The organism is Paenibacillus sp. JCM 9796, assembly GCF_055379675.1.
This window is the reverse complement of the sequence record NZ_AP043723.1, coordinates 3,573,499-3,595,403: the sequence shown is the minus strand read 5'-3', so window position 1 is coordinate 3,595,403 and position 21,905 is coordinate 3,573,499. Positions and strand designations below refer to the sequence as shown.

Genomic DNA, 21,905 nt, shown 5'->3' with positions numbered 1-21,905 from the left:
CTGCATACACTCAAGGTACAAACCTTGAGATGCAGGTGATTCCTATGACCAAATTTATTGTGCTTAGCTCCAAACAAATACGCGCGTTCAAGCTTGGAGCCGCCGCCCTGCTGCTGGGCGGAGCGGCGTATTTGTTCTTGCAGCGTGACGAGCTGCGCGAGGCGATGGCTCCGGCCTCCACCTCCGCCGTACGGACCGTTCAGCTCGTTACCGGAGAGTTCAAGTCAATCGGCCCGAACGGCAGGACGATCGAAGCTTACCGCTGGGATCCCGGAACGATTTATGTCAAAAAAGGCGACAACGTCCGGCTCAGCATCTTCGGCGTCAACGGCGCCAGCCATCCGTTCGTGATCGAGGGGCTGAACGTTAAAGGGGAGGTCAAGAAAGGCGAGGAGACCGTCGTCAGCTTCCGCGCCGACGAGGCCGGCATTTACCGCATTGTCTGTTTGACGCATCCGGATATCGCGCACAACGGCCCGATGATCGGCTATTTGGTCGTGGATAAGTAGCAAGCTCAGCAGGCCGCAGCGGTAAGCCGCTCCGGCTCCGTTTACCCGGCGGTACGCCCGCCCGCCCTTCCGCATACGATGTAAGCAGGAAGGAGAGTGACAGGGGCCTATGCAGCCGGGGAATAAAATGAAGCATCAGCAGCCGCTGCCTTCGGTTCGGCAAATTCGCCGCACTTGCAGCCGGGAATTGTATCGCGCGCGCAAAAAAGTCGGCCGTCACATCACAGCGGAGCAAATCGACCGAGCCGACGACGTCTATTTCAAGAAGGTGCTGGCAAACTTGCCCTATATCGCCGAGAACGGTAGCAATCGGAAGCTGCTTGCCGATTGGTTCAACGAACACGTATGCGGCGAGGTGGCTGAAATCTACGGCGTGGAGCGGGAAGTGCTGGCTCGCGCGTTTCGGGATTCGTTCGGAGGTTGAGGCTGATTCAAAAAAGACCTGGCGCGCCAGGTCTTTTTTTCGGCTGCCGCCGGGGTATAACGGAAGATGATGCGCTATGTCCCGGCAGCCAGCGCCGCGATCTCGTTCGACTCGTAGATGCGGACGCCGGGCGTTCCCCGCTGCGCAGCGCGGACCATGGCCAAGGCCACCGTCCGCGCTTCGATCGCGCGATACTTGGCCAACCGGCCGATCAGCAGCTTGCCGAGCGGCTTAACCAGCACCCCGGCCAACCGCTCCGCGGGCCGGGCTTCCTTGCGTTCGCCCAGCAGCTGCGAAGGGCGGAAAATCGCAAGCTCCGGCAGCTTCAGCTCCGCTAAAGCCTGCTCGATATCCCCTTTAACCCGCAGGTAGAAGAAGCTCGACTCCCGGTTCGCACCGATGGAGGACACCATCAGAAACCGGGCGGCCCCGTCCCGCAATGCCGCTCTTCCCAGCGCCAAGGGGTACTCGTATTCGACTTGGCGGAAAGCCGCCTCGCTCCCCGCCTTCCTGATCGTCGTCCCCAGTGCGCAGAACACGTCCGCGCCCTGCAGCAGCTGGTCCGTCCCCTCCTCCAGCCGATCGAACAAAACGGTTCGTTCCGTCAGCCTAGGGTGCTGCAGTCCCGTCTGCCGCCGCCCGAGCGTCACTACATGATCGTACCCCGCATGCTCCAGCAGCAAGCGGACAAGCTCACCCCCGACCAGTCCTGTAGCGCCGGCCACAACCGCAATTTTCGACATCCCGCTTCTCCCCCTTTGGCGTTTCATCGTTTAGTTATCCGTATTATTTCATGCCGGGCCGGTAAACACAACAAACTCCGTCAACAACCATACCGGCCCCCGCAACGTCTGCCATGAAGCCGTCTGCCATGAAGCCGGAGCGTGTCCCCCGGTTAGCCGGCCATCCGGCCGCTCCTTCGTCCGGTCGCCCGGTTCTCCCGCTCACTCACCTGTTCGCCTATTCCCTGGCTTATTCAACCGCTCGATTCCTTCCGCTGTGGACCGCGACTTTCTCCATGGGCACACGCCTACTCGTGTGCAGCCCTCCACGCCACACGGTTCCGGCCGCTTCGTTTGGCGTCGTACAGCGCTTGATCGCCAACCCGGATCAGTTTCCAGAGGATCTCGGTGCCGTCTCCGTCCTCGACCGCTTCGCGCTTCGTCACCCCGCCTATGCTTAGGGTCAATGGAATGCGCAGTCCCTGCTCCTCGAACGGAATGGAAGCGACAGATGTACGCAGCTTCTCCGCCAACGTGCGGCCGTGTTCCTCGTCCGACTGCAGGGAGAGGATCATAAACTCTTCCCCGCCGTATCGCACCGCTATATCGCCGCTCCCGCAAGCTTCGCGTATGCGGGTCGCGACATACCGAAGCACAAGGTCGCCCATCAGATGGCCGTACGTGTCGTTCACCTGCTTGAAGTAATCGATATCCACCATCAGTACGGTACAGGTTTTCCCCGAAGCCAGCGCGCCAAGCAGCAGCTGCCCGCCGGTTTGCATCATGTAGCGGCGGTTGTGCAATCCGGTCAGCGGATCCAGCAGCGCGTATTCCTCCAGAAGCCTCACATTCGACTCCAGCTTACCGGACATCAGGTTGAACGTATCGCACAGCTCGCGCAGCTCGACGGGCGCTTGACGGAACGACGACGCCTCGATGCGGTAATCGAAGCCGCCTTCCTTGAGATGTTTCGTGCCTTCCAGCAGGAGCGCAAGCGGCCGTTCGATGCGCCTTGTCAAAATTTTGATGCCGCTGTAGCTGACGATCAGGAAAATCACGATGATCGCGCTCACCACGAACATCGTGTTGTATATATTGGCGAACAAATCATGGCGGCCGATCTCGCCGATAATGATCCAGCGTCCCCCTCCCACCAAGCGATATTCGCCGTATACGCGTTCGTTCCGATAATTGAGATACGAAGCCCCGCTGCTTATTCCGCCGCGCGCGCGTTCGACGATTTCCGTATCGATCTTGACGTTCTGCTGAGGATCCAGCTGCAAGTCCTCCGGTGCCGTAATCAGCGTCCCCTGCCAGTCGAGCACATAAAACTCCGCATTATCGTTGTCGAGTGTATGTATAACATGCTGCAGCGTCGGCAGCCTTACCGAGCCGAAGATCAATCCGGACCAGCTGCCATGCTCGTCATAAGTCGGGTACGAGAAGGCCAGAATCGGTTTACCGGACAATCTGCCGATCATCACGTCAGACATATACGAATTCCCCTGCTGAGCGGCTTTAAAATATTCCCGATCCGCAACCAACGCGCCTGACGTCGATGACGTGTCTAGTTCCATTTCACCGTTCTTATTAACGAACACGAGCCTCTCAAACTCGTGCTGCTGCCGGATGAAGCTTTCGAAATTGCGGCGTATCCCGTCCTTCTGCAGCTTCTGGACGGCTTGCGTCTCTGACATTTGCCGAATATCGCTCATCCGCTCCCGCAACCAGTTCTCGATCATCATCGCCTGCAGCGTCAGCTGATTTCCCAATTCGCGGTGCGCGACCTCTCTGGCCTGCCGCTGCGTAGTGAAGAAGTAGGCCAGCACGACCGATAAGCCGAGAACGAGAATAAGGACGGCATACCACATACGCAATTTTTGTTTCAACGTTTGTTGCCGTGCAGCACGAACCATCGGTCAACTCCTTTCCTACTATCGCATGATAAGTTTTCATTGAGAAATAACGGCTGGTTGACTATACTGAATCTATTGTGTGAAAAAAAGGAGAGTCGCTAGATGGAATGGCCGGCTTTAGACATGCTCCTGTTTCTGATCGCGGCTGGATTTGTAGCTGCATTCATCGATTCGGTCGTTGGCGGCGGCGGGCTCATCTCCGTGCCTGCGCTGATGCTCACCGGATTGCCGCCCGGTCTCGTGCTCGGCACCAACAAGCTCGGCGGGACGCTGTCGTCGCTGACGAGCACCGTCTCTTTTTTTCGTTCAGGGAAAATACATAAAAAGATTTCGCTGCTTCTGTTTCCGCTATCGTTCGTCGGCGCGGCGCTTGGCACCTACACGGTGCATCTGCTGCCTTCCGACTTTCTCCGGCCGCTTGTCGTGGGCTTGCTAATCGTCATATTAATCTATACGTTAGTCAAGAAGAACTGGAACGGCTCGGGCAGCTTGAAGCCGATGACGCCGCTCCGCCGCACAGGACTTGCCGCCTGCGCGTTCGCGCTCGGGTTTTACGACGGCTTCTTCGGACCCGGAACCGGCTCGTTTCTGCTGTTCCTGTTTCTCATGATCGGTTACGATTTTGTCGGCGCATCGGCGAACGCCAAAGTATTGAACTTTGCAAGCAACATCGCAAGCCTCGCCTCCTTCTTTCTGTTAAAGTCGGTGCATATCGGCTACGGACTGCCTATGGGCTTGTCTATGATCGTCGGGGCTTACGTCGGTTCGCAGCTTGCTATCCGCAAAGGCTCGACTTATGTAAAGCCCCTCTTTATCGGGGTCACGTCGTTGTTGATCGGCAAGCAGCTATGGGATCTGCTCTTATAAAACAAATGGAGAGGTGTGCGGTCCGATTAATTCGGCGCTCAACCTCTCCTTATTTTTTCGACACGTATTGTCGAAACCCTTTTTTTTACGCAGGGTATCACGTCGTGTTAACGATACAGGTAGCCAAATGGTCGGCAGGCCAAATGTGCTTGATTTGATTGCTGCGCCATTCAGCTGCAGGGTCTTGGGCCGTGTGCGGATCGCTTACCGGGCGTAAATCCTCCCAGACGCACTCGACGCCCAACCCGCCCGCTTCGCCGGCAAACATACTGCAGCCCCCGCAAAAATCATGCCGCTGCTTCTCGTCGAACTTCACCACTTTATTTCGCAAGCAGCAGTAAATGCGCCCGCTTTCGTCCTTAAGGTTGATATGATGAATTTGACGCATACGCATTGCTCCTTTACCAGGCGATCGGATGATGACACCAAGAGGGTAATATCCATTATATATGCGGACGAACCTCGTTATGTGAAAAGAATGGGACGGCTTGTATCCCTTTACTTTAGAGTGGAAACCTTGTATAATCGGCATTGCCTAATTATCGTTAGTTAGGAAGGAGGGGGCAGGATGACTGCCGGTAAAATAAGAGAGGCCGCGCTGCAGCTATTTGCGCGAAGCGGGTACGACGGTGTTCCGCTGTCAGAAATCGCAGCCGCCGTCGGTATCAGAACGCCTTCCATCTACGCTCACTATAAAAGCAAAGACGACTTGTTCATAGCCGTCTTCGAAGACTGTCTTCAGGAGCATACGCGCCGGATGAAGCAGTTGATCGGGGATTTGCAAGACCGGGGCGTAGAGGAGAAGCTGCGTACGCTGTTTCAGGATGCAAGCCGCAGCTATTTGCTTGGTCAGGAGCAAGTGACCTTCTTGAAGGTGGCTCTGCTGTTCCCGCCCGCGCCGCTGCAGGACAAGCTGCGCGAGCAATTCGCCTTATCGGAACGGCTGCTGGACGAAGCGCTGGGCAATATTTTCGAGGAAGGCATGCGTTCCGGCCTGCTTCGCCGGGAGCCTGTCGACGATCTGATCGCTTCGTTCTACTGCCTGCTGGACGGCATGTTCTTGCAGCAATATTATTACCGGCGCGATGACTGGCAACAGCGGATCGATGCCGTGTGGTCCATATTTTGGAAAGGCATTATGCAAGCGAACATCATCTAGAGGGGAGATAAGCACCATGGCTTGGGTTTATTTGGTGATTGCCGGATTGATGGAGGTTTTTTGGGCCATCGGGTTAAAATATACGAACGGGTGGACGCGGCTGACGCCAAGCATCCTGACGGCAGCCGGCATGATCGTCAGCTTCTATTTCCTGTCGCTCGCGATCAAAACGCTGCCGATGGGCACCGCTTACGCCGTCTGGACCGGTATCGGCGCCGTCGGTACGGTTGTGATCGGCATGCTGTTTCTCGGGGAACCGCGCGATTTGCTGCGGATCGGTTTTTTGATCGCCATTCTGGTCGGCCTTATCGGCCTGAAAATGACGGCATAACGAAAAGCGGAACTGTGATCCTGCATCCGGTTCCGCTTTTCGTTATGTGTTCGTTCCGCGGTGCCATGCCGCAATCAGCTTCTACCGTGACTTGGCGGTAGAAGCGCGCATCTCCGCTTCAGCATCAGCCCCGGCTTTGGCGAATTGCGTGCGGTACAGCTTCGCGTACAGCCCATCCGCCGCAAGCAGCCCGGCATGTCTTCCGGTCTCCGCGATACGCCCCGCCTCCATGACTACGATGCGGTCGGCGGTCAAAATTGTCGACAGCCGGTGTGCGATGACGAGCGTCGTCCGCCCGCGCATCAGCTCGTCAAGCGCCGCCTGCACGAATGCTTCCGAAGCCGAATCGAGATGCGAAGTCGCTTCGTCGAGGATAAGGATGCGCGGGTCCTTCAAGATCGCGCGGGCAATCGACAGCCGCTGGCGTTCGCCGCCGGAGAGCCGGTGCCCCCGCTCGCCAACCATCGTATCGTAGCCTTGCGGCAAGGCGGAGATGACCTCATGGATATAGGCCTGTCTACAGGCCTCCTCGATTTCTTCCTGCGAGGCTTCGGGCTTCGCAAAGAGCAGATTTTGACGTACCGTATCGTGAAACAGGAACGACTCTTGAGTCACGAAAGCCATTTGTTTCCGCAAGCTGTGGAGCGTGACGTCCCGGATATCGCGACCGTCGATGGTAACAGCCCCTTCGGTCGGATCGTATAACCGCGCAATCAGTCCGATCAGCGTCGACTTGCCCGCGCCGCTCGGCCCGACGATTGCCGTCACTTCGCCCGGATTCGCGCTGAAAGTCACGTCCTGCAGCGCATATTGTCCCGGCTGATAAGCATAGGAGACGCCGCAATATTCGATGCGGCCTTCCACCTCCCGAAGCGGCTCGGCGCCTTCACGATCGCTAATTTCGGGAACCACATCCTCGTACTCGAACAGCCGTTGGAACACGCCGAGCACCGTTCCCAGCTCCACCCGCAAATTGAGCAGCGTGGCGACCGGTCCGTATAGCATGCCGAGGTAAGCAGCGAAGGCGACGATGCTGCCGATCGTCATCGTTCCCTCGATCACCTTCCAGCCGCCGTACAAATAAATCAGGGCGGTTCCGAGCGGCCCCAGCACCCCGATGACCATCCCGAACCAGCGCCCGACCAAATTGAGCCGAAGCTCCAGCTGCATAACCCGTTCGTTCAGCTCGGAGAACTGCCGCTGCTGCTGCGGCTCCTGCTGAAAGATGCGGGTCAGCAGCGCGCCCGACACGCCGAAGATTTCGCCCAGACGGGCGGACATATCGCCCCGCACGCGCTGCGTCTCGATGCGGAGCCGCTTGCGGATCGCCGACACTTGCCGAACCGGCAGCAGGAACAACGGCAGGATGACCGTCGCCAAGATCGCCAGCTGCCAATCCAGCGCGAACAAAATGCCGACACTCGTCAGCACGATCGCGGATTGCGTTACCGCCGAGACGACGAGCGTGGAGACGACGTTCTGCACCGCCTGTACGTCCCCGGTCAGCCGCTGGATGATCTCGCCCGCTTTCGCGTCGGTAAAGAACCCCAGCGATTGCCGCTGCAGATTGGCGAACAGCGACTGCCGTAAATCGCGCATAACGCCTTGAGCGACCTTCGTGTTCTGATGGTTTTGCCAAACGCCGAGCAGCCCGCTCGCGAGCGGCAGCAGCACGAGCAGACCGACCATGACGAGCAGTCCCGTTTTATTGCCTTCCGGCAGCGCATGATCGATGATCTCCCGCATCACGAGCGGGGGGATGAGACCGATCACGCCGCCGACCAGCGCCAGCAGCACGATCGCTGTCAACTGCCCCCTGTACTTGCGGAACAGTCCGTATATGCGGGACAACGGCACGTCCTTGAGCTCCGCCTGGCCGCGCTCCTGCAGATCGTGTCTCGATCCGCCTGCGCCCATTCCTCTCATGAACGCTCCTCCTTATGCTTGCCTTCCGATTCTGAAGGAAGAGGAAATACGGCGCGAATCGCCGCCGTCACTTCTCGGGCCATATTCATCACCCGGTTCAGGGACGTGCTCTGCAAGATGGCGTACTTCTGCCCGGCATCCATGTTCACGATCCCGGCTATCGAATACGTGCCCAGCAGGGGCAGCTGCTTGCCGACAGATTTGCCCGGTGCGATCGGTCGGTTCGATACCTGGTACCATCCTAACGAGGACGCCTGCCCAAGACAGGCATCGATAGCGATCGCCACTTTGCCCGGCGGTATTTCATGGAGACGCTCGAACAGATTGCTCGCATCCAGAGGATGCGCAAGCGTTCCGATCACATGCCGGTAGCCGGACTCCTCCAGCATCGAGCCGATGAGAGGCCCGAGCGCATCCCCAGTCGAGCGATCCGTTCCAATACAAAGAAACAACAGGTCAAGCGTCGTCACCCCCTGCTGCCGGATCAACCGCAGAAACTCAGGCAGTTCGTCCGCCCTTACCTTTTTCCGAAATAACGGCTGCGCCGTATCTCCCCCCATCGCCATTCCCCCTCACCCGATTCTAGCTGCCGAATCTTCATTCTTTTATTATATGGCAGCATCAGGCGACTGGACAACGCCCCGCAGCATTTGTTGCGCCTGATCCAGGCATGCTATAATTTTCTGAAAACCGAGTACAGAATGAAGGTGAACCATGAATTTCACGGAAGGCTTGGCCTTAGCAGCGCTTGGCTACTGGCTCTTCATGCTGCTGGACGTGCTTCGTGCCCGGCGATGGATGTTCAAGCTGCCCCGTTACGCGGGTCATCCGACTATACCGGCGCAGCCTAAGCGGTCGGCGGACAAGCAGGCGCCCTCCCTTCCACCGCTCGTATCGATCATCATCGCCGCGAAGGAGGAAGAGTCAACGATTGCCGATACGGTGAAGCATCTGCTCGATCAAACCTATCCGCGAATCGAGATTATCGCCGTGAACGACCGCTCCCGCGACAGCACCGGCCGCAAGCTGGACGAGCTCAGGCGCTGGTCCGAGAACCGCGGCGATCTTCACATACCGGTACGCATCATTCATATTACATCGCTCCCGTCCGGCTGGATCGGGAAAAACCACGCGCTGTATCAAGGCTACGCCCAGGCTCGCGGCAAATACTTGCTGTTTACCGACGCCGATGTCAAGTTTGCCCCGAACACGGTTTCCGACGCGGTTCATTATTTGCAGGAGGAGCAAGCCGATCATCTGACGCTGGCTCCCCGAATGCGGATGCGGGGCTTTTGGCTGAAGGCGTTCGTGCAATATTTCTTCTTTACGCTCGGCTTGTATGTGCGTCCTTGGCGCTCTAACGACGATTTTCAGCACAAGCACGGCATGGGCATCGGGGCCTTCAACTTGATTACTCGGCACGCTTACGAGCGAATCGGCACACACAAGGCGTTGGCCATGCGGCCAGACGACGACTTGCAGCTCGGACGACTGGTGAAACGCGCCCGATTGCGGCAGCGGCTCGCCTCGGGAGCGGACCATATTGAGGTCGAATGGTATGCCACCCTGCACGACGCCGTCCGCGGGCTGGAGAAAAATTTATTTTCCGGCTTCGGCTACCGTTTGTGGAAAGCGGCGCTGGGGGTTTGCGGCCAGCTCGGCTTGTTCTTCTTCCCGTGGATCGCGTGGCTGCTGCTTCCCGGCTGGAGCGCCTGGACGTTCGCCTTGTCTGCGGCGCTGATGGTCGTCGTTTACTTGCTGTTGATTCGCGCCATGACCGGCGGAAGCGGCATCGAAACGATCGCTCTGCCTGCCGCCGTCCTGCTGTTAACCTATGTCGTCGTCCGCTCGGTCGGATTGACTTTGCGCCAAGGCGGCATTTATTGGCGGGGAACGTTCTATCCGCTGAAGGCGCTGCGGTCCATGAAGGATTCGGATTCATAATAGATCCCGAAAAAATCAGCATGCTGATGACGCTCGCTCTGCTTGTGCTGCGCCAGCACATCGAGTCCTTGTAAAAAATCAGCCCAATTGCTAAGGCACCTGCACACCCTTCTGTGTGTTCGTCATATACTTATTACGTAATCAGCACACTCACACAGCGAGGGAGAGAATGACTTATGCCAGCAAATACGCGTTCTTCCAGCGGTTATCCGCAAATTCAAGATCAGGAGAGAAGCTGGTCCGGTTCACAATATCCGTACCATCATCCACAACACCATTACCATCCGCACCACTACCATCCGTACCACTACCATCCGCACCACTACCATCCGTACCACTACCATCCGCACCACCACTATGGCGGACACGAACATTATTACGGACATGGCGGATACGGCGGGCATGGGCAGGAGTATGGGCAAGTACATGGTCAAGGGCAAGGCGGCTGGCAAGGTCAGGGACGCGGCCGCAAGTAAATGTACGGCAAAAAAACAGCTTGGACAGTATGGCATGAAGCCAACCTCCAGCTGTTTTTTGGTTTGAACCGGTACCGCTTTTAACGGACTTGCTTCGGCTGATGTGTGTTCGAAGCGGTAACATCCAGACTTTGTATCGCTTGCGTCAATTGATCCTGCACCTGCGCAAGCTCTTGGTGATGATGGTCGTTATCTTTGGCGACCATCTGCCCCTGCGCTTTATGCAGCGCATGCTGTGCGGCTTCCATCTCGGCCAAAGCAGCCTGCACCTTGTGCGGGTTCGACTCCAATTGGGCGTGTCTGACGGCCATTTCCGCATCTTTGGCAACTTGAATGGCCTTCTCGGTGTTGTCGATGACGTGGCGCAGCGGCATTTGATGCTGGTTCACTTCGGTCATGTCGGCATCTTCCTCTCGGCTCCAATGTGTACGTTCAGCCTTTAAGATGCGCGAAAACCGACATTTTCATTCCTCCATGGGGCACCCTGCCCGCGCAACCTACGGCTTCCTTACGCGCTCGTATACGACAAAATCATAATCGTAGGGATTTTTCTCATCCTTGACGCCCCGCTCGCGCGAAACTTCACGCCACTCCAGCGGCTCGAGCTCCGGGAAGAACGTATCCGCCTCAAAACGGTGCGCAATTTCCGTGATATACAGCCGATCCGCGTACGGCATCAGCAGCTGAAACACTTCGGCTCCGCCGATGACGAACAGCTCTTCTTCCTCGTTGCGGCCGCCGCGTCCGTACACTTGAGCAGCTTCCTCCACCGAGCGGATGACCGTACAGCCTTCGGCCTGAAACGATGCGTCCCGCGTCAAAATAACGTTCGTGCGCTTCGGCAGCGGTTTACCGATCGAATCATACGTTTTACGTCCCATTAAGATGGTAGACCCCGTTGTCTTCTTGCGAAAATAGGCCAGGTCAGCCGGTAAATGCCAGGGCAACCGGTTGTCAACCCCAATCCCCCGGGCCTCGTCCATCGCCAAAATATAAGAAATCGTCATCCGCCAACACTCCTTCCGTCCTGCCTATATTTCCCCTAACCCATTTAATGTTTAACCACAATGATTTTGGGCATTTTAATTGTTATCCATCATATCACATTTGAAAGTGTACGGAAATCTTCGCCTTCAAGTCCTCCCGGTGCCGTGTTATACTAAAAGTAAGGGGCAAGCCCACTACCGCTCATTGTGTTGGAGGTTATATGAAAGCGCTTAACAAAAAAGATTACACGCTCCATTCCGTCAAAAATGCGATGCGCATCTTGCGTTTGTTCTCCTTGGAACGTCCCGAACTGGGAGTAACCGAAATAGCCAGGCTGCTCGGATTGAATAAAAGCACCGTCTATCATCTTATGACGTTCCTTACCGCCGACGGCCTATTGGAAAAAGGCCCCAAGTCCAAGTACCGTCTTGGTCTTGCCCTGCTGCGTTACACCGGTATTATTACAACCCAGATGGAAATTCATCGAATTGCGCTTCCTGTCCTGGAGAATCTGGCGAAGCAATTGGGCGAGAGCGCCTTTATCGGCATATTGGAAGGCACCGATGTCGCCTACCTTCAGAAAGTGGAAATCAAGCATCCGGATCTCCTGCTCTCCTTGGTCGGCAACCGAAACCCCGCATCCTGCACCGGAACAGGAAAAGTTCTTCTCGCCTATCAGAAGGAGGACATGATTGCGGAAATAGCCGAACGCCTGCAGCCCTATGGCCCTAACTCCATTACCGACTCTGAACAGTTTAAACAGCATCTAGCGGAGGTTCGCAGTCGAGGGTACGCCATATGCCTGGATGAAATACACGAGGGGGTTGCAAGCATCGGGGTGCCTGTGCGGGATTACACCGGAGGAGTGATTGCCGCCCTTAGTATTGTGGGGCCGACCGAGCACATCCGGAACTTCGATATTCCGCATGCGGTTGGCATTCTCAAGAGCGCTGCGAATGAGATTTCCAGCAAATTGGGCCATTACGCTTAGACAGGCTTCAGAACGGCAGCCGCCCGCACAAACAAGGCGACCGCTTCACGTTCATGACGTGAAACGGTCGCCTTGTTTGGATTTAGAACGGATACTTGCGGTAAGTTTGTTGGACCGAGACCCATTTGGTAACGGTAAACTCCTCTACAATCCACGGATTCCCAAACCGGCCTAAACCGCTTGCTTTGTTGCCTCCGAATGGAATCGTCGGGCTGTCATTCACGGTTTGGTCGTTAACATGCGTCATGCCGCTGTCGATTTGCAGGGCCAGCTCTTCTCCCTTTGCCAAATCACTCGTAAAGATGGCCGAGCTTAAGCCGTATTCCGTATCGTTCGCCATCCGGATGGCTTCTTCGTCCGTATCGGCTCTAATCATCGTTGCGATAGGCGCGAACAGCTCGGTTTGGGCAAGTTTGCTGGAGTTGCTCACTTCCGTAAATACATAGGGCGTCAGTACGTTGCCGATACGTTCCCCTTCCAGGGCAACCTTCGCCCCTTCACGTTTGGCTTCTTCAATAACGTTGATCGCTTTTTCAAGCTGCCGCTCATTAATGAGAGGACCGATAACGGTCTTGGGATCTCTTGGGTCGCCATAAGGAATTGCCTTGGCCCGTTCGACAAACTTCTGCACAAATTCCTCATATTTATCCTTGTGGATAATAAACCGGTTAATAATCATGCAAATTTGTCCTTGATGAATGAACTTCCCGAAGACAGCCGCATCCACCGCGCGATCGACGTCGGCATCGGACAACACCACAAACGGACTGTTTCCTCCAAGCTCAAGTGCGACACGCTTTAAGTTTCTGCCGGCGATTTCACCAATGTGTCTTCCCACCGCCGTCGAGCCTGTGAAACTGATCAATTGGGCGTGCGGATTCGTTAACATGCCGTCTCCAATTTCCGTTATATCCGTTAAAATAACATTCAATACGCCTGCAGGCAGCCCGGCATGCTCGAATGCCTTGGCGATGATAGAGCCTCCGGTTAAGCCCACTTGAATATCGGGTTTGTGTACGACGCTGTTCCCCAAGGCAATAGCCGGTGCAATGGTTCTCATCGATAAGTTCAACGGGAAGTTGAAAGGTGAAATCGATGCGATAACGCCTAGAGGCAGCCGATGAATATGATTGACCTTTCCTTCGATCGCAGCAGGAACTTCTCTCACCTTATAAATTTCGTCCGCAAAATGAATGGCTTCCTCTAGCACTTCCAAAGCAAGATGGTGCTCCACGTTCGCTTTTAAGACGCTTCCACCCGTTTCGCGAACAATGACATCCACGATCGCTTCACGGTCCGCTTTTAAATATTCGGCTGCCTTATGCAGGATCTCTTTCCTTTCATCCGCAGAAGTTTGGGCCCATTCCCTCTGCGCTTTCTTCGCCGTTTCAAACGCTTCTTGAAGCTGCGCTGCTGTCGCTAAACGAACGGAAGCAACAGTTGAACCATCGTATGGATTTAATATATCGTAAGTTCGGTCACTCCTGCCTTCTGTCCATTGGCCGTTAATAAAACTCCGATTTAACTCTTCATAACGTGTCATTTGCGATTACTCCCCTCATCTAAGAACTTCGACTTGTTTGGAATAGGTGGTTTCCAGCATGCGGATGAGATGACTGAGCAGCGTGTTGTAGGGAACTGCAATGCCGTATTGTGCCGCTTTATCCGCAATCGCCCCGTTGAGAAAAGCGATTTCCGTTTCTCGTTTGGCCAGCACATCCTGCAGCATCGATGTAAGATGCTCGCCCGACATTTCCGGCGTAAGCACACTTTGCACCGATGTATAAATGTCCTCCCTATCGATATCGACGTTTTCCGCTTTCGCCACAGCAACGACCTCATCTATGATGCCATAGGCGAGCCGGTCAAACTTCTCATAACGGCCGATATCCAATGTCTTCAATCGGGTTAGTGCGGCAAGAGGGTTATATACTGCGTTAAAAGCGACTTTTTTCCAAATAATTTTCATAACGTCCGGTTCGATTTTTACATGCAGACCGCTCTTGTTCAGCCTATCGCAAATCAATAGAAACTCTTCGGTGATTTGTCCGTCTACGCGCATCATGCTGGTTTCCCCTGAACCAAGCGCACGAATTACTCCGGGCGCGACCAGCTCGGTACCGAAATTGGTAACGCCGGCAATCACACGTTCTCGAGGGACATGAGCGGTAATGGCTTCCACATTGCCCAACCCATTTTGCAAAGTCAGCACCTGGGTGTGCGGTCCGATGATAGGCAGCATATTGACGATAACGGTTTTCGTATGCATCGCTTTGGTGAATATAATCACGAGATCGGCGACTCCGACTGTGGCAGGATCTGTTGTGGCCTGCAGCGGAAATGCAGACGTTCCGCCCTCATGGATCACGCGCAGGCCGTTGTTCCGGATTTCTTCCACATGCTCGCGCCAGTTGTCCACCAAGGTCACGGATTGCCCGGACTCATACAGCATCGAGCCAAAGCGGCATCCCATTGCGCCTGCGCCTGCAATTGCAATTTTCATTCCAGCACCTCTCTTGCCCCTATAACTCAATCACGTACAATTATTCACCCATGACGCTTATTTTCTCAATTTCTCCAGCTCGCTGAACAGCTCTTTCACCAGATCTTCGCCGACATCCTTCGAAAATTTATCAATGAGAGGCTTCGTCACTTCCTGCATTTTGGCTACTTCTTCAGCCGGCATTTCATTGACCTGCATGCCTTTGCTCTTTAAATTTTCCAACGTTTTCTTAGCCATGGACCGATTGGTTTCCCGCTGGAATTTCGTCGATTCGGCAACGGCATCCTGTATAATCTTCTTCTCCTCATCCGATAATTGATCCCAGTACTTCTTGCTGACAAGAAATACGAACGGAGCATACAGATGATTCGTGATGCTTAAATACTTTTGCACTTCATACAGCTTGTGCGATTCAATAACGGCTAATGAATTTTCCTGTCCGTCAATCGCTTTGCTCTCCAAGGCTGCGAATACTTCAGCGAATACCATAGGCGTCGGATTGGAGCCCCAGGTTTTAAAGGCTTCCAAATGAATTTGGTTCGGCAATGTGCGAATCTTTAAGCCCTTTAAATCGTCGGCCTTTTGAATCGGATGCTTGCTGTTGGTGATGCTGCGGAACCCGTTTTCCCAGTACGCAAGCCCGACCAGATTATGCGCCGGTAATTTATCCAGCAATTTTTTGCCGATAGGCCCGTCCATGATGGCATCGGCTTCTTTCTCATTCTTGAAGACTAACGGGAAATCGAATATGCCAAATTCTTTGATCGTTCCGAATACCGGCGGCGTGGTGATTACGGCTATTTCTTGCAGACCGCCCTGCAACGCCTCCATCATTTTTTTATCGTCGCCAAGCGTTCCGTCATTGAATTTCTGAATTTTCATTTTTCCGCCGCTGTTTTTTTCGACGATTTCGGCGAATTTATCCAAACCCAGGGCTTGCGGATGGCCTTTAGGGCTAACAATCCCGGCCTTCATGACACGCGATTGGATGTTCTTGGTTCCGGCGGTTTGGCTTGAAGCGGGCGTTGATGACCCGTTCGCCCCGCTATTTCCACTGCTGCCGCAAGCTGTAAGAACAAACAAGCAGGACACAATCGAACCGACAACTACATTTCTCCCCCACTTTTTCACAGCAACCCCTCATTTCATCAGTTTTTTTAGGAAGTCATCCATTGCAGCGGAACGGTAACCAAAGACGGGAACAGGATCAATAAAAGCAGAATCAGCACTTCAACGAGCAAGAAAGGCCAAATCCCCTTCATGATATCTTCCATTTCGATTTTCCCTACACCGCATGCAACGTTCAATACGGCCCCTACCGGCGGAGTCAGCAAACCAATGCAATTGTTGAGCACGAAGAGAATCCCGAAATAAACCGGGTCAATTCCGGCCATTTCAATAATCGGCATCAGAACCGGCGTCAAAATGAGAATGGTAGGCGTTAAATCCATAGCTGTTCCAACCAGTAAAACCAATAAGTTAATCAACAGGAGCAGCACCAGCTTGTTTTCAACAAACGGACCCAGTAAATCCGTGATAAGAGCCGGGATATCGGCTACCGTAATCAGCCATGCCGACACCATGGATGCGGCAACCAGGAACATGACCACACTCGTCGTTTTGGCGGAAGTCACGAGGATATGGTACAAATTTTCGATTTTCAATTCACGGTAGATGACCAGGCCGACAAATAAGGCGTAAAATGCGGCGACGACCGCTGCCTCGGTTGGGGTGAACACTCCGCCGCGCAGCCCTCCGATAATGATAAGCGGCAGCAGGAGCGCCCAAAAGGCTTGTTTCGTCGCCTGCCATTTTTCCTTGAAGGAGCTGCGGGGCAGCACGTCGACCTTATCTTTGCGAACGATAATGGTCCAGGTAATGACCAGCCCTACGGCAATCAGAATCCCCGGGACTATGCCTGCCAGAAAGAGCTTGGTAATCGATACGCCGCTCGTAACCCCGAAGATGATCAGCGGAATGCTCGGCGGGATAATCGGCGCGATAATCCCGCCCGCTGCAATCAAACCGGTTGAACGGTTTCTGTCGTAACCGGCCTTTACCATCATCGGGATCAATATCGCGCCAAGTGCGGCTGTATCCGCCAAAGCCGATCCGGATAAACCGGCAAATATGACACTGCCGATGATGGCTACATAGCCTAACCCCCCTCGAATATGTCCGACAAAAGACAAGGCGGAATTGATAATACGATTCGAAATTCCCCCCGCATTCATCAATTCACCCGCGAGGATAAAGAAGGGGACGGCCATGAGCGGGAAGCTGTTCGCCCCGTCAAACAAATTCTGGGCAATGATTTGGCTGTCAAACATGCCCAGAAGGAGCATTAAAGCGACACCGCTGATCAATAAGGCAAACGCGATGGGCATGCCTAAAGCCATAGCCCCCATCAGCGAACCAAGGAAGATGGTAATGGTCATGATCGGTTTCCTCCCGGTAGACTCTGTCCCTGATCATAAATTCCCCCGAGCATTTCTTCTTCCGATTCCTTCAGGCGAGTAAGCTCATGAATCGCATCTTTTTGAAAAAACGCCTGGTACAAATGAACAAGAACAACAATGGCCATCGCCACGCTCATGATCATACCGACACCGTATAAATAGATCATAGGCAATCCGGTAGCAGGAGCTTTACTGTCCTGGTTGAGCAGGGCCATTTTCCAGCTGCCTTCAAAAATCAGCCACAATGCAAAGAGAATCAACACATTGCTTATGGTGTACACGATCTTCTTTCCCGTGGGCGGCAGCTTCTTGACCAGCATCTCTACCCCGAGGTGCTGCTTATCCTTCAGCGCCCCGATTGAACCCAGAAATATCATCCACACAAACAAGAAGCGCGACATTTCCTCAGACCATGTAATTCCTGAGTTAAACGCATAGCGCAATACCACATTGCCAAAAACCAGGAAGCACATGAACGCCAGCGAAAGCGCAATCATAATATTCAAGGAGTTATTTAACAACTTGGATATATTTTTCATCGAGTTCCCTCCATAGGGTCGTTACACAAGTGCCATGGATCCTAATTCGTGCTCTGCTTGGAAACCTGAGGCAAACGTACATCAAGTACAGCGGATCGACCTTCTCTTACGATTTGCAAAGCGCTCACGATCGCTTCCATCAATTCGCCAGGTTTTTCAACGACTCTCGCATAAGCCCCGCCTGCCGCTTCAGCTACTTTAGCCAATTCGGCCGTTGGATCGAAATTGACCCAAAATTGATCCGTCTGACTGGCAATTCCTTGTGGATGGACGCCGAGCGTAGACATTCGGGGCGCTCCCCATCCATGATTGTTATAAATGACGGTCAGAAACGGCGTATTGTATTTCTTGGAAACCCAGTGAACGGGTGTCGGATTGCTGAAAATATAAGAGCCGTCTCCCGTAAGACTGACGATAGTTTGATCAGGAGCCGCCAGCTTGGCGCCGATCGCTCCTCCGCCATGCCATCCTAAAGAGCTTGCACCGCTTCCAAAAATCGTACCGGGTTTCGTGCGGGGCAAATGCTTGCTGACGGTCTCATAATTCGTAATGGTTTCAAACAGTACAATCGTATCCTCGTCAATGGCTTCCCGAATGCACGCTGTCAAATACTCCGGAGTAATGACGGAGCTGTCGCTCAGCTGCTCCAGACGGTTCCATTCTTCCCGCTGCCGGTTATGAATCTCCGTAAATTGTTGATAACGCTCCTGTACGGCTTTGTCATCGATCTGGTCGCGTACCGTATCCAAATAGGCGTTCAATTGCTGCAGGGCCACAAAAGAATCGGCTTTATAAGATCTTTTGGACGGGATATACCACAAAGGCGTTTTCTCTTTCAACGGATCGATATCGATGTAGTAAATCGTGCAATCCTTGGACGGTTTATTATGAAGCGGCATCCAAGGCACATCACTGTCCAGAACAAGGATCAGATCAGCCTCGGCAAGAATCGGGTTTTGGCCCGGCTTGTTCCATTGATAGCCGACCTGCAACGGATGATCTCCAGGAAAGTTCAAATAATAGGGCGCCGACTCCAGTACCGGGATGGCCAATCGCTCGCTAAATTTCACAAGTTCATCAACCGCTTCCGGATTTCTTCCTAAATAGGTAGTTATGATAAGCGGTTTTTTCGCTTTCAGCAGATCGTTCGCGATTTCGGGTACCATAGCGGGGTGAATCGCGCTCGGGGACAACGGTTCCCATTCACTTCGACGGCTGGAAATCGGTTGGGTCTCTTCCTCCAGCACTTCACGCGGGGCCACTAAATAAACCGGTCCTTTCGGATCGCTTTCCGCTATTTGTATCGCCCTGTGGACAAGCTGCTTCACATTTTTCCCCGTGCGAATTTCATTATCGTATTTCATGTACTGCCTTACAATGCCGCGTTGATCAAACACGTCTTGAATCCAATGAATATGTTCATTCCGGCTTCCGACAAGCTCGCCTTCCTGGGTATAGGGGGATGCCCCGGCAAAAATAAGGACGGGTACTCTTCCTTTCGCCGCATTATGCACGGCTCCGCCAAGATTTTGTGTACCGCATTCCACGTGGACAAACACCGCCTGCGGTTTTCCGCTAATTTGCGCATAAGTATGTGCGGCACTCAATGCGACGAACTCGTGCGGGCAGATAATGATGCGGGGATAGTCCTTGTTTTGCAATTGAGCCTGCGCCCATTCTTCGATAATTGCAGGGTGATCGCTCCCTAAATTCGCAAAAATGCAAGATACGCCGGCCTCGTGAAGCGCTTCCATAAATGCGGTAGCCGTGGTATATTTTTTATTTAAGCCGGTTTCTACACGATCCGCCAGTACATTCGCTGCCGGAGATGGGTTGCCTGTAATCGATTGTGACATGTTGAAGCTCCTCTCAATTGGCTTATTCTTTCATTAATAAAGCGGTTACAGAAAGCCATTTCTTTTGTTGCCCCTGACATGTATGATAGCATTTGACTCCTTGTTTTAAAACTATAGTTTTCTTCTATATTAAACAAATGCGAAATAATTCAGCTTCGACTTTACCAGATGTGCATGATGAAGGAGGAAATGACGATGAAGTCTCCAGAAGACGAACGGCTCAGCTCTGTTCAAAACGCAATACGGCTGCTGAATGTATTTTCGGTGGAGGAAGCGGAGCTCGGGATTAGCGAGCTATCGGACAAACTCGGAATCGCCAAGAGCACCGTTCACCGTTTGGTCACGACATTGGCAAGCGAAGGCTTTATCGCCAAGGACAAGAATACGAATCAGTATCGTCTCGGCATCTCGATTCTGGCATTAAGCAATGTCCTCACATCGACGATGCCCGTCCATCAAGCGGCCTTACCTGTCTTGCACGAATTGGGAAAGAAGACGAAGGAGTCTGTCCTTTTCGGTATTTTTCGGGGGGATGAAGTGATCTTTCTCAATCGTATCGTGGGCGGCCTGGACTTCATTCCCGCGCTTTCCGAGATCGGCAGCAGGGTCCCCGCCCACTGCACCAGCTCGGGCCAAGTTTTTCTGGCCTATCAGCCGAAAGAAGTCGTAGACCGTATTATAAACAAGGGATTAAAGCGCTACACAAAAACAACCATAACGGAGGCCCATCTGATGCATGCGTTACTGCGCAAGGTCAGGGAACAAGGATATGCCGTAAGCATAGGGGAGTTGCACGAGGGAATAACCTCGATTGCCGCTCCGATCCGGAATGCCAAGGGGCAAGTCGTCGCAACCGTGAGCATGCCCGGACCAGCCCAGCGCATCACCCCGGACAACATACCGTTACTGACCAAACACGTGCTGCAGGCAGCCAAAGAAATATCCCTGCGCTACCAGCAGCTTAAATAAACGCCGGCGACTTCGTGTAACTCGTTGAATGATGATTCGATTCCTTACATCAACTACATGCATATAGGAGTCCTGTTTGTTCATGTATTATTTCTAAACAAAAAAAGAAGCGCAGCCATACGCCTCTTTGAACTGGCAAAATCTACTGGAAAAACTTTTTATGACGATTCATAAAGTTCCATTTCTGTTGCACTATTCATATTGCGATTGGTGCCTTAATACCAGGATGGGACTGATATCCTTCAAACTCAAAATCATCGAATTTATAATCAAAAATGGAGTCTGGCTTACGTTTAATAACAAGTTTGGGTAAAGGATACGGCTCTCTTGTTAACTGCAATTGAACCTGCTCAATATGATTTAAGTAGATATGCACATCACCGCCAGTCCAAATCAGGTCACCCACTTCAAGACCACACTGCTCCGCCACCATATGAGTTAGGAGTGCATATGATGCCAAGTTAAATGGAAGTCCCAAGAAGGAATCAACAGACCGCATTTGGAACATACAGGACAGCCGGCCGTCAGCTACATAAAATTGAAAAGCATAATGACAAGGAGGTAAAGCCATCTGGTCTACCTCTGCGACATTCCAAGCACTGACCAAATGCCTACGGGAATCGGGATTGGTCTTTATTTGATTTATGACATTCGTTATTTGATCAATGATTTTACCATTAGGGGCGTGCCAGGTCCTCCACTGAGCACCGTAGACTCGACCAAGATTGCCCTCCTCATCGGCCCATTCGTCCCAAATGGTAACACCATTCTCACGCAGATATTTAACATTCGTACTACCGCTTAAGAACCACAGGAGTTCATGTACGATTGATTTAATATGCAATTTTTTTGTTGTCAGCAGTGGAAAGCCTTCAGCTAAATTGATTCTCATTTGTCTTCCAAAAACGGAAATGGTGCCTGTTCCGGTTCGATCCTCTTTACGAACGCCATGTTCTAGTACATCACTAAGTAAATCTAGATATGCTTTCATTGTTCACCTCTGCAGATACTTTCTTCGCCGCGGCGTAAGACATTATTAAATATCATTATATAACGAATCAAGGTTTTTAACTATAACATCGTTGCCATACATTAAACTAGAAATTTCAGACATTGTGTAATTCAACCTTATCAATTCTGAAACAAATGTCTGTCGTAATTGACGGGAATTCACTTGATACATCGCTAAAATTTTTTGGAGTTGACGAAGGCCTAACGCTTTTACTTGATCCTTAAGAAATAAGTATTCGCTCGAATCATCTCTTTCGTTTAGGTATTCATTTACTACCCTAAGTATATTTATATGAAGAGAGGATCTTACGTACGA

Annotated in this window: 23 protein-coding genes; 9 read left to right on the top strand and 14 right to left on the bottom strand. The window is 53.0% G+C overall.

The features are described from left to right. Window positions 1–44 precede the first annotated feature (44 nt). A complete protein-coding gene (locus ACZ439_RS17335) occupies window positions 45–509 on the top strand; it encodes a cupredoxin domain-containing protein (protein WP_464619976.1) in 465 nt (154 codons plus the stop codon). 109 nt (window positions 510–618) lie between these two features. Then, complete coding sequence (locus tag ACZ439_RS17330) at window positions 619–933, top strand: dehydrogenase (RefSeq protein ID WP_127608767.1); 315 nt, start codon at window positions 619–621, stop codon at window positions 931–933. Between the two features lie 74 nt (window positions 934–1,007). On the opposite strand, the gene ACZ439_RS17325 is transcribed toward ACZ439_RS17330, so the two are convergent. Both ACZ439_RS17325 and ACZ439_RS17320 read right to left on the bottom strand, forming a co-directional pair. Further along, on the bottom strand, window positions 1,008–1,676 hold the full coding sequence (locus tag ACZ439_RS17325) for an NAD(P)H-binding protein (RefSeq protein WP_054798004.1): 669 nt from the start codon (window positions 1,674–1,676) through the stop codon (window positions 1,008–1,010). Between the two features lie 287 nt (window positions 1,677–1,963). Further along, window positions 1,964–3,571: a sensor domain-containing diguanylate cyclase gene (locus ACZ439_RS17320; RefSeq protein ID WP_054798003.1), complete on the bottom strand. Its 1,608-nt coding sequence runs from the start codon at window positions 3,569–3,571 to the stop codon at window positions 1,964–1,966. A gap of 102 nt (window positions 3,572–3,673) precedes the next feature. On the opposite strand from ACZ439_RS17320, the gene ACZ439_RS17315 reads away from it, so the two are divergent. Continuing rightward, window positions 3,674–4,438 (top strand): sulfite exporter TauE/SafE family protein, encoded by a 765-nt coding sequence (locus ACZ439_RS17315; protein ID WP_155615052.1) that lies wholly within the window; start codon window positions 3,674–3,676, stop codon window positions 4,436–4,438. A gap of 97 nt (window positions 4,439–4,535) precedes the next feature. Here the strand turns inward: ACZ439_RS17315 and ACZ439_RS17310 are convergent, their stop codons facing one another. Next, window positions 4,536–4,826, bottom strand: coding sequence for a hypothetical protein (locus ACZ439_RS17310; RefSeq protein ID WP_054798002.1), 291 nt, complete (start codon window positions 4,824–4,826; stop codon window positions 4,536–4,538). Between the two features lie 180 nt (window positions 4,827–5,006). Between ACZ439_RS17310 and ACZ439_RS17305 the strand changes: the two genes are divergently transcribed. Then, entirely contained in the window at window positions 5,007–5,597 is a 591-nt protein-coding gene (locus tag ACZ439_RS17305; protein ID WP_054798001.1) for a TetR/AcrR family transcriptional regulator, read from the top strand. 16 nt (window positions 5,598–5,613) lie between these two features. Further along, window positions 5,614–5,928 carry a quaternary ammonium compound efflux SMR transporter SugE gene (gene sugE / locus ACZ439_RS17300; RefSeq protein WP_127608771.1) on the top strand — a complete coding sequence of 105 codons (315 nt, stop codon included), beginning with the start codon at window positions 5,614–5,616 and terminating at the stop codon, window positions 5,926–5,928. 81 nt (window positions 5,929–6,009) lie between these two features. Here sugE and ACZ439_RS17295 read toward each other — a convergent pair whose 3' ends face one another. Next, entirely contained in the window at window positions 6,010–7,854 is a 1,845-nt protein-coding gene (locus ACZ439_RS17295; protein ID WP_054797999.1) for an ABC transporter ATP-binding protein, read from the bottom strand. Beyond that, window positions 7,851–8,414, bottom strand: a complete 564-nt coding sequence (gene yyaC / locus ACZ439_RS17290) for a spore protease YyaC (RefSeq protein ID WP_054797998.1) — start codon at window positions 8,412–8,414, stop codon at window positions 7,851–7,853. Before yyaC ends, ACZ439_RS17295 begins: the two co-directional genes overlap by 4 nt. A gap of 154 nt (window positions 8,415–8,568) precedes the next feature. Between yyaC and ACZ439_RS17285 the strand changes: the two genes are divergently transcribed. Together ACZ439_RS17285 and ACZ439_RS17280 are read left to right on the top strand one after the other, a co-directional pair. After that, window positions 8,569–9,798, top strand: coding sequence for a glycosyltransferase family 2 protein (locus tag ACZ439_RS17285; RefSeq protein WP_054797997.1), 1,230 nt, complete (start codon window positions 8,569–8,571; stop codon window positions 9,796–9,798). Window positions 9,799–9,974: 176 nt separating this feature from the next. Further along, window positions 9,975–10,274, top strand: coding sequence for a hypothetical protein (locus ACZ439_RS17280; RefSeq protein WP_155615054.1), 300 nt, complete (start codon window positions 9,975–9,977; stop codon window positions 10,272–10,274). 80 nt (window positions 10,275–10,354) lie between these two features. Here the strand turns inward: ACZ439_RS17280 and ACZ439_RS17275 are convergent, their stop codons facing one another. Next, window positions 10,355–10,672, bottom strand: coding sequence for a hypothetical protein (locus ACZ439_RS17275; protein ID WP_054797996.1), 318 nt, complete (start codon window positions 10,670–10,672; stop codon window positions 10,355–10,357). Between the two features lie 99 nt (window positions 10,673–10,771). Next, a complete protein-coding gene (locus tag ACZ439_RS17270; RefSeq protein WP_054799908.1) occupies window positions 10,772–11,281 on the bottom strand; it encodes a dihydrofolate reductase in 510 nt (169 codons plus the stop codon). A 200-nt stretch (window positions 11,282–11,481) separates the two neighbouring features. Between ACZ439_RS17270 and ACZ439_RS17265 the strand changes: the two genes are divergently transcribed. After that, window positions 11,482–12,252, top strand: a complete 771-nt coding sequence (locus tag ACZ439_RS17265) for an IclR family transcriptional regulator (RefSeq protein WP_127608773.1) — start codon at window positions 11,482–11,484, stop codon at window positions 12,250–12,252. Window positions 12,253–12,334: 82 nt separating this feature from the next. On the opposite strand, the gene ACZ439_RS17260 is transcribed toward ACZ439_RS17265, so the two are convergent. The 6 genes from ACZ439_RS17260 to ACZ439_RS17235 are packed head-to-tail and all read right to left on the bottom strand — an operon-like array spanning window position 12,335 to window position 19,609. After that, window positions 12,335–13,795, bottom strand: coding sequence for an aldehyde dehydrogenase family protein (locus tag ACZ439_RS17260; RefSeq protein WP_054797994.1), 1,461 nt, complete (start codon window positions 13,793–13,795; stop codon window positions 12,335–12,337). A 15-nt stretch (window positions 13,796–13,810) separates the two neighbouring features. Then, window positions 13,811–14,755, bottom strand: coding sequence for a ketopantoate reductase family protein (locus ACZ439_RS17255; RefSeq protein ID WP_464619975.1), 945 nt, complete (start codon window positions 14,753–14,755; stop codon window positions 13,811–13,813). A gap of 57 nt (window positions 14,756–14,812) precedes the next feature. Further along, window positions 14,813–15,886 carry a TRAP transporter substrate-binding protein gene (locus tag ACZ439_RS17250; RefSeq protein ID WP_464619974.1) on the bottom strand — a complete coding sequence of 358 codons (1,074 nt, stop codon included), beginning with the start codon at window positions 15,884–15,886 and terminating at the stop codon, window positions 14,813–14,815. Between the two features lie 26 nt (window positions 15,887–15,912). Beyond that, a complete protein-coding gene (locus tag ACZ439_RS17245; RefSeq protein WP_155615056.1) occupies window positions 15,913–17,193 on the bottom strand; it encodes a TRAP transporter large permease in 1,281 nt (426 codons plus the stop codon). Next, window positions 17,190–17,753 (bottom strand): TRAP transporter small permease, encoded by a 564-nt coding sequence (locus ACZ439_RS17240; protein ID WP_127608777.1) that lies wholly within the window; start codon window positions 17,751–17,753, stop codon window positions 17,190–17,192. Before ACZ439_RS17240 ends, ACZ439_RS17245 begins: the two co-directional genes overlap by 4 nt. A 41-nt stretch (window positions 17,754–17,794) precedes the next feature. Further along, a complete protein-coding gene (locus ACZ439_RS17235; RefSeq protein ID WP_127608778.1) occupies window positions 17,795–19,609 on the bottom strand; it encodes a thiamine pyrophosphate-requiring protein in 1,815 nt (604 codons plus the stop codon). Between the two features lie 195 nt (window positions 19,610–19,804). Here ACZ439_RS17235 and ACZ439_RS17230 point away from each other — a divergent pair, with 195 nt between their 5' ends. Then, window positions 19,805–20,578, top strand: coding sequence for an IclR family transcriptional regulator (locus ACZ439_RS17230; protein WP_464619973.1), 774 nt, complete (start codon window positions 19,805–19,807; stop codon window positions 20,576–20,578). A gap of 196 nt (window positions 20,579–20,774) precedes the next feature. Here ACZ439_RS17230 and thyA read toward each other — a convergent pair whose 3' ends face one another. Beyond that, window positions 20,775–21,569, bottom strand: a complete 795-nt coding sequence (gene thyA, locus ACZ439_RS17225; protein WP_464619972.1) for a thymidylate synthase — start codon at window positions 21,567–21,569, stop codon at window positions 20,775–20,777. Window positions 21,570–21,905 lie beyond the last annotated feature (336 nt).

Coding starts and splice junctions, on each gene's coding strand:
- ACZ439_RS17320 (WP_054798003.1), bottom strand. CDS start 3,571: ATGGTTCGTGCTGCACGGCAACAAACGTTGAAACAAAAATTGCGTATG.
- ACZ439_RS17315 (WP_155615052.1), top strand. CDS start 3,674: ATGGAATGGCCGGCTTTAGACATGCTCCTGTTTCTGATCGCGGCTGGA.
- ACZ439_RS17285 (WP_054797997.1), top strand. CDS start 8,569: ATGAATTTCACGGAAGGCTTGGCCTTAGCAGCGCTTGGCTACTGGCTC.
- ACZ439_RS17330 (WP_127608767.1), top strand. CDS start 619: ATGCAGCCGGGGAATAAAATGAAGCATCAGCAGCCGCTGCCTTCGGTT.
- ACZ439_RS17265 (WP_127608773.1), top strand. CDS start 11,482: ATGAAAGCGCTTAACAAAAAAGATTACACGCTCCATTCCGTCAAAAAT.
- ACZ439_RS17280 (WP_155615054.1), top strand. CDS start 9,975: ATGCCAGCAAATACGCGTTCTTCCAGCGGTTATCCGCAAATTCAAGAT.
- yyaC (WP_054797998.1), bottom strand. CDS start 8,414: ATGGGGGGAGATACGGCGCAGCCGTTATTTCGGAAAAAGGTAAGGGCG.
- ACZ439_RS17240 (WP_127608777.1), bottom strand. CDS start 17,753: ATGAAAAATATATCCAAGTTGTTAAATAACTCCTTGAATATTATGATT.
- ACZ439_RS17245 (WP_155615056.1), bottom strand. CDS start 17,193: ATGACCATTACCATCTTCCTTGGTTCGCTGATGGGGGCTATGGCTTTA.
- ACZ439_RS17295 (WP_054797999.1), bottom strand. CDS start 7,854: ATGAGAGGAATGGGCGCAGGCGGATCGAGACACGATCTGCAGGAGCGC.
- ACZ439_RS17310 (WP_054798002.1), bottom strand. CDS start 4,826: ATGCGTCAAATTCATCATATCAACCTTAAGGACGAAAGCGGGCGCATT.
- ACZ439_RS17275 (WP_054797996.1), bottom strand. CDS start 10,672: ATGACCGAAGTGAACCAGCATCAAATGCCGCTGCGCCACGTCATCGAC.
- ACZ439_RS17255 (WP_464619975.1), bottom strand. CDS start 14,755: ATGAAAATTGCAATTGCAGGCGCAGGCGCAATGGGATGCCGCTTTGGC.
- ACZ439_RS17325 (WP_054798004.1), bottom strand. CDS start 1,676: ATGTCGAAAATTGCGGTTGTGGCCGGCGCTACAGGACTGGTCGGGGGT.
- ACZ439_RS17305 (WP_054798001.1), top strand. CDS start 5,007: ATGACTGCCGGTAAAATAAGAGAGGCCGCGCTGCAGCTATTTGCGCGA.
- ACZ439_RS17335 (WP_464619976.1), top strand. CDS start 45: ATGACCAAATTTATTGTGCTTAGCTCCAAACAAATACGCGCGTTCAAG.
- ACZ439_RS17270 (WP_054799908.1), bottom strand. CDS start 11,281: ATGACGATTTCTTATATTTTGGCGATGGACGAGGCCCGGGGGATTGGG.
- ACZ439_RS17260 (WP_054797994.1), bottom strand. CDS start 13,795: ATGACACGTTATGAAGAGTTAAATCGGAGTTTTATTAACGGCCAATGG.
- ACZ439_RS17235 (WP_127608778.1), bottom strand. CDS start 19,609: ATGTCACAATCGATTACAGGCAACCCATCTCCGGCAGCGAATGTACTG.
- sugE (WP_127608771.1), top strand. CDS start 5,614: ATGGCTTGGGTTTATTTGGTGATTGCCGGATTGATGGAGGTTTTTTGG.
- thyA (WP_464619972.1), bottom strand. CDS start 21,569: ATGAAAGCATATCTAGATTTACTTAGTGATGTACTAGAACATGGCGTT.
- ACZ439_RS17230 (WP_464619973.1), top strand. CDS start 19,805: ATGAAGTCTCCAGAAGACGAACGGCTCAGCTCTGTTCAAAACGCAATA.